This window comes from Desulfobulbus propionicus DSM 2032, from assembly GCF_000186885.1.
GTDB classification, from domain to species: Bacteria; Desulfobacterota; Desulfobulbia; order Desulfobulbales; family Desulfobulbaceae; genus Desulfobulbus; species Desulfobulbus propionicus.
The window spans coordinates 2992501-3004691 of sequence record NC_014972.1; the positions used below are offsets into that span (position 1 = coordinate 2992501).

General features: G+C 55.8%; 12 protein-coding genes (1 of these 12 running past the window's edge). 2 read left to right on the forward strand and 10 right to left on the reverse strand.

Features of this window, described 5'->3' with window-relative positions; all coding sequences use genetic code 11:
- Positions 1-2408: the 5' portion of a methionine synthase gene (locus DESPR_RS13060; RefSeq protein ID WP_015725263.1), read on the reverse strand. It extends 40 nt beyond the left edge of the window; 2408 of the gene's 2448 nt are visible here — the first part of the coding sequence; it begins with the start codon at positions 2406-2408; its stop codon lies beyond the left edge, outside the window.
- Positions 2405-3328 carry a homocysteine S-methyltransferase family protein gene (locus DESPR_RS13065; protein WP_015725264.1) on the reverse strand — a complete coding sequence of 308 codons (924 nt, stop codon included), beginning with the start codon at positions 3326-3328 and terminating at the stop codon, positions 2405-2407. The genes DESPR_RS13060 and DESPR_RS13065 overlap by 4 nt, the downstream gene beginning before the upstream one ends.
- Before the next feature lie 245 nt (positions 3329-3573).
- Here DESPR_RS13065 and DESPR_RS13070 point away from each other — a divergent pair, with 245 nt between their 5' ends.
- Positions 3574-4587 (forward strand): NTP transferase domain-containing protein, encoded by a 1014-nt coding sequence (locus DESPR_RS13070; RefSeq protein WP_015725265.1) that lies wholly within the window; start codon positions 3574-3576, stop codon positions 4585-4587.
- A gap of 151 nt (positions 4588-4738) precedes the next feature.
- On the forward strand, positions 4739-6028 hold the full coding sequence (locus DESPR_RS13075) for a phosphoribosylaminoimidazolecarboxamide formyltransferase (protein WP_015725266.1): 1290 nt from the start codon (positions 4739-4741) through the stop codon (positions 6026-6028).
- Positions 6029-6036: 8 nt separating this feature from the next.
- On the opposite strand, the gene DESPR_RS13080 is transcribed toward DESPR_RS13075, so the two are convergent.
- The 8 genes from DESPR_RS13080 to DESPR_RS13115 all read right to left on the reverse strand — a co-directional run bounded on the left by DESPR_RS13080 (position 6037) and on the right by DESPR_RS13115 (position 12163).
- On the reverse strand, positions 6037-7050 hold the full coding sequence (locus DESPR_RS13080) for a Gfo/Idh/MocA family protein (RefSeq protein WP_015725267.1): 1014 nt from the start codon (positions 7048-7050) through the stop codon (positions 6037-6039).
- A gap of 84 nt (positions 7051-7134) precedes the next feature.
- A complete protein-coding gene (locus DESPR_RS13085; RefSeq protein WP_015725268.1) occupies positions 7135-7641 on the reverse strand; it encodes a hypothetical protein in 507 nt (168 codons plus the stop codon).
- Positions 7638-8930, reverse strand: coding sequence for a glutamyl-tRNA reductase (gene hemA / locus DESPR_RS13090; protein WP_015725269.1), 1293 nt, complete (start codon positions 8928-8930; stop codon positions 7638-7640). The genes DESPR_RS13085 and hemA overlap by 4 nt, the downstream gene beginning before the upstream one ends.
- Positions 8920-9738 (reverse strand): c-type cytochrome biogenesis protein CcsB, encoded by an 819-nt coding sequence (ccsB, locus tag DESPR_RS13095; protein ID WP_015725270.1) that lies wholly within the window; start codon positions 9736-9738, stop codon positions 8920-8922. Before ccsB ends, hemA begins: the two co-directional genes overlap by 11 nt.
- The gene (locus DESPR_RS13100) at positions 9735-10400 is read right to left on the reverse strand and encodes a precorrin-2 dehydrogenase/sirohydrochlorin ferrochelatase family protein (RefSeq protein ID WP_015725271.1); all 666 of its coding nucleotides are present in this window, start codon (positions 10398-10400) and stop codon (positions 9735-9737) included. The genes ccsB and DESPR_RS13100 overlap by 4 nt, the downstream gene beginning before the upstream one ends.
- A gap of 73 nt (positions 10401-10473) precedes the next feature.
- Entirely contained in the window at positions 10474-11175 is a 702-nt protein-coding gene (locus tag DESPR_RS13105) for a class I SAM-dependent methyltransferase (protein ID WP_015725272.1), read from the reverse strand.
- A 181-nt stretch (positions 11176-11356) separates the two neighbouring features.
- Positions 11357-11542 carry a selenite/tellurite reduction operon protein ExtJ gene (extJ, locus tag DESPR_RS13110; RefSeq protein ID WP_015725273.1) on the reverse strand — a complete coding sequence of 62 codons (186 nt, stop codon included), beginning with the start codon at positions 11540-11542 and terminating at the stop codon, positions 11357-11359.
- A gap of 129 nt (positions 11543-11671) precedes the next feature.
- Positions 11672-12163 carry a TlpA disulfide reductase family protein gene (locus DESPR_RS13115; RefSeq protein WP_218918248.1) on the reverse strand — a complete coding sequence of 164 codons (492 nt, stop codon included), beginning with the start codon at positions 12161-12163 and terminating at the stop codon, positions 11672-11674.
- Between the last annotated feature and the right edge of the window lie 28 nt (positions 12164-12191).

Genomic DNA, 12191 nt, shown 5'->3' on the forward strand with positions numbered 1-12191 from the left:
ATCGCCGAAGTTGTCTGTTCAGGAACCATCTGCATGTTTTCGGTTAACGAAATACCGATGGCATCGGGCTTGAGAAAGGCAAAAAGCAACCGATGCACGTCGAGATCTGGACAGGCCGGGTAACCAAATCCATACCGAGAACCTTGATATTCTTGGGTCAGCGCCCCATACACATTCGGCGATTTACCGCCAATCCCCAGTTCATCCCGCATCCTTCCATGCCAGTACTCGGCCAAGGCATCGGTGACTTCGACACTGAACCCATGGAGCATGAGATAATCATGGTACGCGTTTTCCTGATACAATTTGGCTATCTCCGACCCAATTCTCTCGCCAATGGTGACAATGAAAAATCCAGCAACGTCTCCCCCCATGGGTGCTGGTTTGAAATAATCAGCGATACAAAGAAAGGGCGCCTCACTCTGTCGCGGAAAGGAAAATCGATGTTCTCTACCATCCGCCTCGACAACCAGCGTCTCTCCCTCCGAATAACAGGGGTAGTATCCATAACTCACTTTTGGCCGAAGCCAGCCTTCAGTCAAAGCTTTCTGCTTCAGTGTCTTATATAAGGGCCGAACGGTTTCCTGAATGAGTCGATCATACTCCCCTGCCCCCATTTTACCGCGTCGATATCCCCAGCGGCCACGGAAGAGGGCCTGCATGTTGACCAAGGGGAAGAGCACCTCCGGGTCAATATCTTCAACATAGCGCTGGCCCCAAAAAGGAGGGGTGGGGACAGGATTCGTCCGATCAAGATCAGTGACCTTAATGCCCGGTTTCATCGGCTTAATGGCCGCAGAACTGTCGTATTCGGTGGACCGCAGGGTCCCTGCCTCAAACGCTTGAACCGCTTTCAGGCCAGCAAAAGCGTCGGCGCAGTACACCACCGGTCCATCGTATTGGGGCACGCACGACTCAGCGACAAATTTGGCGGTCAACGCCGCGCCTCCAAGCAAGATAGGCGCGCCCAGGCCGGCTTCGCGGAACTGTGGCATGGAATCTTGCATGACCAAGGCTGATTTAACCAGCAAGCCGCTGAGGCCAATGAGATCGACCCGGTATTCTTTGGCCTTTTCGATCACCGTTTCCGCCGGCACCTTAATACCGATATTGTAGACCGTGTAGCCATTGTTGGAGAGAATGATGTCCACCAGATTCTTGCCGATGTCGTGGACATCGCCCTGAACAGTGGCCAGCAAAATTTTGGTAGTCGTGGAGCCCTCGGTTTTGTCCATGAACGGCTCCAACAGGGTGACCGCTGCCTTCATCACTTCTGCCGATTGTAGCACAAAGGGCAGGAGAATCTCTCCCTTGCCGAACAACTCACCCACATGGCGCATGGCTGGCACCAAAATTTGGTTGATAATGTCGATCGCTTTGAACCGTTGCTGCAGAATGACCAGGAGATCCTCGAGGTCATTTTTATCGCCATCCATCACCTTGCGGAAAAGCTGCTGTTCCGCCGTCAACGTTGTCCCCTGCTCTTCCCCTGCTTCTTCCTGCTTTTTCGCGCTGAAATGGTCGATGAACCGCATCAGGGGGTCCTTATCTCCTTCTCCTCTCCGGTTGAAGAGCAAATCCAGACAAACCTCTCGATCCTCTGTGGCAATCCGGGCGAGAGGAACAATCTTGGCCGCATCAACAATGGCCGCATCCAATCCCGCCTCCACCGCTTGGTGCAGAAAAACCGAATTAAGAATACGACGGGCCTGGGGGGAGAGGCCAAAGGAGATGTTGCTCAATCCAAGAACCGTGAGACAGCCTGGCAACTCGGCCTTGATCCGCCGTATTCCCTCCAGGGTATGGAGAGCAGCATTGCGCAGGCTGTCATCGCCAGAACCAACGGTGAACGTCAGACAATCAAACAGAAGATCCTTGGGGCGCAGGCCGCACTCGTCAACCGCGATGGCATGGATGGCCTTGGCAATGCGGACTTTGTCCTCACTGGACATGGCCATGCCCTTTTCGTCGATGGTCAGGGCAACCACTGCGGCCCCAAACTTTTTTGCCGCTCGACAGATGCGGCGGATGTTGATTCCCCCATCCTCGAGATTGATGGAATTGACGATCGCTCGGCCAGGGTAAATCCGCAAACAGGCCTCGATGCACTCTGGCGTGGTTGAATCGATCATCAACGGTGCTTTCAAGGACTTGGCGCACAGACGCACCAATGTGGTCAAATCGTTGATTTCATCCCGGCCCGCGTAGGCGGTGCACAGATCAATGACCTGCGCGCCTTTGGTTTCCTGCTCCAGGGCGATCGCAAGACAGCTCTCATAATCGTCGGCAAGAAGCAATTCGCGGAATTTCTTGGAGCCGTTGGCGTTGGCCCGTTCACCAATTAGTAGGGGAGGAATCTCTTGTTGCAATTCAACAGCCTGGTAGAGACTGGCAACCGATGGCTTCATGCGTTTACCCTCCGGACTGCCGGTTTCACCCCGGTCAGAGTCTGTACCAGTTGACGGATGTGGTTTGGGGTCGTCCCGCAGCACCCCCCCACCACGCTGACACCGTATTCGGTAACAAATCGTTTCATTTCCTGGGCATACGTCTTCGGATCAAGAGGATAGCAGGTTTTGCCATTCACCACCTCTGGCAGCCCCTGGTTGGGAACACAGGAGATGCGCCCTGGCCAGTTCCGGCTAAGCCACCGGATGTGCGACTCCATATCCAACGGACCGGTGGCGCAGTTCAGGCCAAAGGAAAAGATCGGATAGGGTTCAAAGGTGGTAGCGGCAGCGGCAATATCCGTTCCCACCAGCATGGTGCCCGTTCGTTCAATGGTGACCGAAGCCATGACCGGGATATCACGACCCAGGGCCTCAAGCGTATCGAAACAGGTAATCATGGCGGTCTTGATCTGGAGCAGATCCTGGCAGGTTTCGATGATCAGCAGATCGACACCGGCCAGAACCAGGGCACGAATCTGCTCGGCGTAGGCATTGGCCATGTCTTCCACCGAGATGTGACCGAGCGAGGGGAGTTTGGTGCCCGGTCCGATCGAACCAGCGATGTAGGTATGGGCCTTGCCACCGATGGCGGCCCTGGCGTTGTCTACTCCCGCGCGATTGATTGCCTCGACCTGATCCTGCAGGCCGTACTCATCCAGCACAATGCGGTTGGCACCAAAGGTATTAGTCTCAATGACCATGGCTCCAGCCGTGACAAAGCTGGCATGGAGTTCGGTGATTGTCTCGGGAGCGGTCAAATTGAGAAGCTCATTGCATCCTTCCTTTCCCTTCCAGGCTGAAGGCGGGATGTGCATTTCCTGTAAATTAGTGCCGCAGGCGCCGTCAAGAATCAGCACCTCATGATCATGTGGTTGCATTGATTGTACGTCTCGTTTAGGTGTAAAAGGATGAAAAGAAATCGGTAACGGTTGATCTCGCCCATTCCCGCCAGTGGGTTGACGGCGGAGCGATATCGCCACTTTAAGGATAATGCCACGAATTCGCATTACCTTTTTGCTTGCTTGCCGAGGACAATGGGTATCGCGTCCTTGTCAAATACTTCTTTTTTTTCTAGAGTAGAGGGCTTTTATTGTCTTCCCCTCAACTTTATCAGGGTATGCCCATGCATCCACCGATCACCGCCGTTGTCCTGGCCGCCGGCAAAGGCACCCGCATGAAATCGTCCCGCGCCAAGGTCCTCCACGAAGTGTTCTTTCAGCCCATGGTCCACCATGTGCTCAATACGATCCAGGAGACAGGGATCGATCGCTGCGTGGTGATTGTCGGTCATCAGCGCCAGGAAGTGCTGCGGGTGCTCCAAGGGTTTTCGATCATCCCGGTGGTGCAGGAGGCGCAGTTGGGGACCGGGCACGCCGTTCTCTGTGCAGAAAACGCTTGCAGCGAGACAGACCTGGTGATGATCCTTTGCGGTGACACGCCGTTGATTCAGGCCACCACTCTTCAGGCCATGATCGAGACCCACCGGGAGCAACGCGCCACCCTCACCTTAATGACCACCCTGCTTGATCAGCCCTTTGGCTATGGCCGCATTCTGTGCGATGCCCGCGGCAAGGTGCAGGCGATTATTGAAGAGAAAGATGCCACCGACGAACAGCGTCGCATCCAGGAAATCAACGCCGGTATTTATCTGGTCGACCGCAGTTTTCTGTTTGCAGCCCTGGGCCAGGTCGGCACCGATAACAGCCAGGGGGAAGTCTATCTGACCGATATCGTCGCCGTTGCCAACCGCCAGGGCTTGACGGTGCACAAGTTTGTTCATCCCCAGGCCATGGATGTCCTCGGGGTCAATTCCCGGGTCGAACTGGCCCAGGCCCAGGCCGTCTTGCAACACCGGCGCAACCGTTCCCTGATGCTGTCCGGGGTCACCCTCCAGGCACCGGAAACCATCCTCATCGCTCCGGAGTGCGCTATCGGGCAGGACACCGCCATCATGGGCAACGTCCGGATCAGTGGTGGCACCTCCGTGGGCAGGGAATGCTGGATCGCCAGCGGCACAGTCCTGCATGACTGCCAATTGGGCGATGGGGTTACCATCGGCGCCAACAGTGTTCTTGAACACTGTCGCATTCCTGAAGGGGAGACGATCCCCCCCCTCACCTATCGAAGCGGCGCGTGATCAAACCCGCACGGATCCCCGCAACGGGAAACATTCGGACGTTACGCACCACCAACAATAGAACTTTTGGCCGTTACCGGCGGGTCCCTCCTGACACTGTCCCGGCCGCTACGGCAATGCCTTCCTTCCCTTTTATGGAGCCATGTCCACTATGACTGACCTGAAAAAAATGTACTCTACCCTTCGGGGTGATTCTTTTCCCATGGAAATGACCATCTCCTTCGGCGACCAGACCTTGGTCTACCGGAAAAAAACATGGAAGATTCCCATGGAAAACGGAGCGCTCGATGAGCGTGGCCTCCGCTACGGAGAAAACCCGGATCAGGAAGCCGCTCTGTACGAGTTGGTCAACGGCAACCTCCTGCTCGGCGACTGCCGCTACATAGAGCCGGGCAACGGCCTGGTGAGCGCCATCACCGTCGAAGACATGCTTCAAGTGGGCAAGCATCCGGGCAAGATCAATCTGACCGATGTCGATAACGGCCTCAACATCATCAAGTACCTGATCGACAAACCGGCGGTGGTCATTCTCAAACACAATAATCCCTGCGGAGCCGCCGTTGGCACCAGTCTGGCCGATGCCTATAACCGTGCCAACCGGTGCGACCGGATAGCCGCCTTCGGTGGAGCAGTGGTCACCAGCCGCCCTCTGGACCGTCAAACAGCTGAACTCATGGCCGAAAATTACCTGGAAGTGGTCTGCGCCCCGGACTTCGAGGAAGGGGTGCTGGCAATTCTCGCCCGCCGCAAGAATTTGCGGGTAATTCGCATGGCTGGCATTGCTCGGTTGGCGGAATTCGAGCACCATCGGTTCATCGATTTCAAGTCACTGATCGACGGCGGCATCATCGTTCAACAGTCGGCGGTTAATTCCATCCGCTCCGCCGCCGACCTCAAACCCGCCACCACCACCTACAAAGGCGTGGCCTATACCTGCGAACGCCAACCCACGCAACGGGAGATCGACGACATGCTGTTTGGCTGGGCCGTGGAACACGGCGTCACCTCTAACTCGGTGATCTACGTCAAGGACGGTTGCACCACGGCTATCGGCGCCGGCGAACAGGACCGGGTCGGGGTGGCCGAAATCGCCATTCACAAAGCTTACACCAAATATGCCGACATCACCTGCTTTGATACCTACGGTATTCCCTATGCCGATTTGGTGCTGGAAATTGCCCGCGGTACGAGGAGTGCGGACGACAAGCTGGCGATCGATGCCAAAGTCAAGGCGGAGCGGGCCGGCATTCCAGGATCAGTGATGATCTCCGATGCCTTTTTTCCCTTCCGGGACGCAGCCGATGTCGGGATCCGTGAAGGGGTCACCGCCATCCTTCAGGCAGGTGGATCAATCCGTGATTTCGAGTCGATTCAGGCCTGTAACGAGGCCGATCCGCAGGTGGCGATGATGTTCACCGGCCAGCGCTCCTTTAAGCATTAACCCTGCCGTTATCCGGGAGCCGCCTTGCAGGGCGGTTCCCGGTGTGGGTACACCGCTTCCCAACCACCGGTGGCGGCTGAACGCAGACAGGCCTCGCAGACCCGAACCGTCGCCAGTCCTTCTTGGGGGGAAATTGGGTTAGCCTGTCGGCCACGGAGAAAATCGCGCCAGTCTTCGAGCAAGGGAACAAGGGTACTCACCGGTTCCCCGGGGTCCAGCGGCGTGCGTTGCTGCCCCCGGATCAGTTCGCCGACATGATGGACCTGATCCCCCTGCAGTTGGCCACCGTTGCCGATAAATTCGAAGCGGCCGGTTCGCGCCGCGCCGATTTTGGAACAGTCCACCGATCCGATCACCCCATTGTCCATCTCGACCAGGGCAAGGAGGTGATCCTCCAACAAAGTGCTGTGCACACAACGGGTCCGAGCCAGCACGCGCACGATCTCATGGCCGGTAATGAAACGCAGGGCATCAAATACATGCACCGCAGAGTGAAAGCTGACCCCTGCCCCGGCAGACGATGGATCGTCAAGCCAAGAGAGCGTGGCCGGTTCCAGCCGCTGATTGACGGTAAAACTGGCAAGCGGTGCTATATCGGCCAGCTGCCGGCGGAGCATCCTGATCACCCGGTTATACCGCAGGGTCTGGCCGATGGTCAGCGTCACCTTGTGCGCATCGAAGGCGTCACGAATCTGTTCAGCTTCCCGAACGGAAACCGCCATGGGTTTTTCCAGCAATAGCGGCTTTCCTGCATGGGCGCAGGCCAAGGCCACCTCCAGGTTCAGCACTGGCGGCAAGGCGGCGACAACGCACTCTACCCCAGGATCGGCCACCAACTGCCGCCAATCGGCATGCCAACGACAGGACAGGGTCTCGGCCAAAAGACGCCCCTGTTCCGACCTGCGGCTGATGGCAGCAAGCCCCAGGCCATTCACATCCTGGGCGAGATGACGGGCATAACGACTGCCATGTTTACCCGCACCAATAACCCCCACCCGCCAAGTCTGTTCTGCATCCTGCATTGAAGAGAGCCCTCCTGCGGAAAAAAATCGCGTACCTGAATGAGAGGATCCATGAAATGGGGAGTGCCTGCTCCCCAGGCCGGCTCAAGGGGCTTGTTCACACAGATCGGCCCAATTCTCGGGCAACAGGGAGGGATCGATCCCCAAGGCCACGGCAAAAGTCAACAGGGCATGGGCCGAACAGTTGATCGATGGCAGCCGTTCACCGCGGCTCACCTCATCCTGCTCCTGTCGGAGATAATGCAACAGGGCATCGGCTGCGACGGCTTGAAACGTTTCAAGAGAAGAACCGACTTTGTCACTAAACCGAACGAAACGGTACCAATTGTGATTGGCGCGTCGAATCCCTCGGAATAACGACAGATCGCGATTGGCCACATCCAGATCGCGCAGGATGATTTCCTGATACCGATGTAAAGCAGCGCTTTCCAGTGTCTGTTTCTCGACTTGCGACAAGACCAGCCCGGGCCCTTCCTCATCCTCGCAGAGGTAATAGAAGCTGGCATGCAGGGCCACCTCGGGAATCTCGCCGGAATGGCGCACCAACAACCATTCTTCCTCCAGCAGAGACTGGCGATTACTGAGGTTCACGGTTCTTCCTGCCCATTGTCGCCGTTATCGAGATGGTACAATTCGCGAATGGTCTTGATCCGTTCAGGCAGACTGATGCAGTGATTGTCGCTTTTGAGATAATGCAAGGGGGGATAGGCCATTTTTCCGGTCAGGGCGGCCACCATTTTCTCCAAACCCTGACGCTTCTCCCCTTCCATTTCCTCAAACCGTCCCAACGTTTTTTCCACCTCCGAGCGAATGTGCCGCTCGATCGTCGCTCGCAGCTGGATGATGGTCGGGGTTGATTCCATGTTCGCCAGCCATTTGCCGAATTTCAGTTTTTCCTCGGCAATGATCCGCTGGGCCTTGACGGCTTCCTTGTCGCGTTCGGACTTGTTCATCTCGACCACATTGTGCAGGTCGTCGATGTCATAGAGATAGACATTGTCCAATTGGTTGATGGACGGATCAAGATCGCGGGGCACGGCGATATCGATGAAGAACAGCGGCCGGTTGCGCCGTTCACGCATCACCGACCGTACATCCTCCTTGCGCAGAATCAGTTCGGGCGACCCAGTGGAGCTGATGATGATGTCGACAAACTGCAACTGATCAAGCAGCTCTTCCAAAGAAACCGCACGACCATGATAACAGCGGGCCAGGTTGATCGCCCGCTGGAGGGTTCGATTGGCCACCACCACCTCGGCAACACCCTGCCCGACCAGATGTTCGGCAGCGAGCTCCGCCATTTCGCCGGCCCCGACCAGCAAGACTTTTTTTCCGCCGAGATCGCCGAAAATTTTTCTCGCCAGCTCGACCGCCGCATAGCTGATGGAGACGGCGCTGGCACCGATCCTGGTTTCGGTGCGCACCCGCTTGGCCACGGAAAAAGACTTATGCAGCAGCTTGTTCAGAATAAAACCGCTGCTACCCATTTTGGTAGCGTGACGGTATGCCTCTTTGAGCTGACCAAGAATCTGGGCCTCGCCGACAATCATCGAGTCAAGACTGGCTGCGACCAGAAAGAGATGCTCAACAGCCTGGTCATTGACATAACGATATACATACCGGTCGAGTTCCTCGGTGGTAATCCCGTGGGCGAAGAGCAGTTCAAGCACCGCCTTCGTCGCCTCGTCCACGTTCCGGCAAGTAAAGAGCACCTCCACCCGGTTGCAGGTGGAAAGCAGATAGTACTCGCGTAATTTCTCCAAGGTGCCCAAAGCTTTCAGCGGTTCCTCGTAACCTGCCGAAAGGGCCAGTTTCTCACGGACAGCCACCGGCGTCGTCTTGTGGTTGACGCCAAGCAGCACTATGGCGTCACGAGACATAAGTATGCACCCCTTCCAAAAGAAAGGAAACGCCCCACAGGGTGAACAGCACGGACAAAAAGGCCACGATACTGAGAATGGCCACTCGGCGTCCCCGCCAGCCCACGGTGAAGCGCTGATGCACGGCGGCAGCATAGAGGAACCAGGTAATCAGCGACCAGGTTTCCTTGGGATCCCAGTGCCAATAGGCCCCCCAAGCCTGCTTGGCCCATAACGAGCCGGTGATCAGTCCAAGGGTGAACAAGGGAAAACCGACACTCAGGCAATGGTGATTCAGCTTGTCCAACGCCTCCAAGGAAGGCAGGCGCGAATAGAACAGTCCGAATCGTTTTGTTTTGATTTCACGCTCCTGCAGCAGATACATGATCCCGCCGATGCAGGCCAAGGCCAGAAATCCGTCGGCAAACAGGGTGATGGAGGCATGGATCGGCAGCCACCAGGACTGCAGAGCCGGCGGCAAAGGCACCATGCCGCGGGAGGAAAAGGCCGCGACCAGCATCAGCCCCAGGACGAGGGTGCTAACAAAGATGCCCAAATTCTTGACCGTATATCGCCAACGAAAGGACAGATAACAGCACCCCACCGACCAGGCGAAAAACGAGACGGTCTCGTGATGGCTGGTAATGGGAGTATGGCCGGTTTCAATGGCGCGGGCGAAGAGATTGGCGGTGTGGATGCAGAAGGCGGTCAAGAAAATGGCCCGGCCGGTCCTGCGCAACGCTGCTTTTTGATTGAGAAAGAACACCAGATAGGCGGCGGTGGACAGCATGTAGACCGCGACGCTTCCCTGAAAGAGCAGAAAACTCATGGATTCTCCTTGATCAAGATCTCCAATTCACGGTCGACTGGCCGACCGAGCACGCTCTCCAGGTGCTGCTGAATGTTTGCCCATTGCCGCTCCCGGAGCCAATCGACTATATCGTCATGGAGTATCTTTTGAAACAGATTCTTGACCTCCATGTTGCGGTCTTCCTCGGCCAGCATCTGTTCGCGCAATAGGAAGGCAAGCCGGGTAAGAAGCGCCCACTCCTCGCCGAATTCACGCTCCAGCCGCTTCCGGACCATGGCCGCCACAGCCGGACTCTTGCCGTTGGTGGCCACGCTCACTGTCAAGTCGCCCCGACGAATGGTTGCAGGTACCTGAAAGGTGCATAATTGTGGCGCATTGGCGACATTGATCAGCAGGCCTGCCGCCCGCGCATCCCGATGGACAGCGGCCTGCACGGTGGATAGATTGGTGGCGGCAAAGACGAGAAAGGCTCCCTCAAGGTCGGAGGGGTGATACTTTTTCTGTCGCCATTCCACGGCCCGGTTCTCTATCAGCGACAACAACCCCCGCGTCACCTCCGGACTGACAACGCGTACCACGCCTGCAGAGATGAGCAGTCCCCGCACCTTGCGTTCCGCGACTTGTCCGCCGCCGATAACCACGCACAGCCGTTCGGCAATGTCAAGACATACAGGATACATCGTGGTCGTACAGGTCAAAGGTTCACTCTGCACGCATCGTTTGCAGAGACGATCCGCCTTGGCAAAAAGGCGATCAATTCCGTGATTGCAACGGCTGCAAACGGGTCAGGAGAATAATTTTATCTTCGTCATAACTTTTCAACTTTCTCTGCGAGGCGGCAATCCGGTATTCCTGTTCAGCCATTTTCAGAAACGGCTCAAGGCTGCGGCGCTTGATATCATGGGCCAGGTACACCACGCCGTTTGGTTTGAGCGCCTTACGGAGGACATCAAGCAGTGGCTGGAAAAATTCTTCCCGAAAGAGGATCTCAGCCCCGACGATGACGTCGTATTGTTCCATCGCCGGCGGGTCGAGCCAATCGAGCATGGCAAATTGAACACCGTCAAGCTTGCTGGCTGCGGCGTTGACCCGTTCAAAATCGAGAATTAGCTGTTCATAATCACTTAATGTGACAGTATACCCACAAGCTGCGGCGGTCAAACCAGGTGCACCCAGCCCAGCCCCTAGCTCGAGAAGTGTCGTCCCCTTTTCGCACGGAAGGCCAGCGATAAATTCGGATAACACAATGGCCGCTTCCCACAACCGAATCCAGAAAGGAAAGGTGGACACATCTTTCAACGGGTCCTTGCCCTCGAGAATCTGCTCCAGATCGGTGATTTTGAGCAGTTGCAATTTATGCTCCCTGATTTTGAGCGGTTCAAAGGCCACGGTGTACCGCTCTTTGATGGCTTGGTACAAGGCCCGCTCCTCAGCCGGCAAGGTTTGTGGATCCATGTTTATGTGTCTCTAGGTGTGGTGAAAGAAAATTCCGATCCTGCCCGATAAGCCAGCGCGCTTCCCTGTCTACTTCCACTCAAGGCGCGGCCACCAGACACTCAATACGGGACAATAAAAAAAGAGCGGGTCGATTATCGAATCGGCCCGCTCTTCATTCTTGCAGAAATATTTCAGACTATCAGCAGCCTTCCAGGGCTTTTTTAGCCTTCATGGTCACATTGTCACCAGCCTTTACATCAACCTTGTCGCAGGTGACAGTCACTTTATTGCCGTCAACACTGTCAACGGTGCATTTGGCAGCAAAGACTGCACCCGCGCTCAAAACAAAAGCCGCAACCATCATACCGATTACAATTTTTTTCATGGCACTCTCCATTATGAAATAGGGTTGTATCTCTAAACCAGTTGCCTCTTTCCTGTGCCACAATCTAAGAAATACGCATGGGAATGTCAACAGCTATTCACCGATGGCAGTGACAGGGCTTCAGCAAGTTCAAAGTACTGATACGATATCTTTTTCCAACAAACTGTGCGGCACAAAACCGGGATATTTTTTCACGACATGGCCATTCCTGTTGACAAGAAACGAGGTCGGAATCGCTACCACGCCACCAAAATTTTGGGTTGTTTTCCGGTCCGCCATCAAAACCTGATAGTTGATCTCCGCCCGTTTGACCAATTGGGCCACCGCTCGTGAAGGGCCTTCATCAACGGAAAGCGCCACCACAGCAAAGCCTTGGGGTTGGAACCGGGCATGCAACGCTTTCAGGGTTGGAATTTCCTGCAGACAGGGAGGACACCACGTGGCGAAAAAAGTTATCAACATGGCCTTTCCACGATACATTTCGCTGGTAACAACTGCACCATCGATGGCGGTTGGCAAAGAAAAGGCAGGCATCATCACCGCCCCCTGCACCCGCACGGACAAACCGAAAACAACTACCGAAAAAATCAGCAATCTCAACGCAACCATATACTTTTTCATATCTTTCAATCTCTGTAGCGCATCGCTC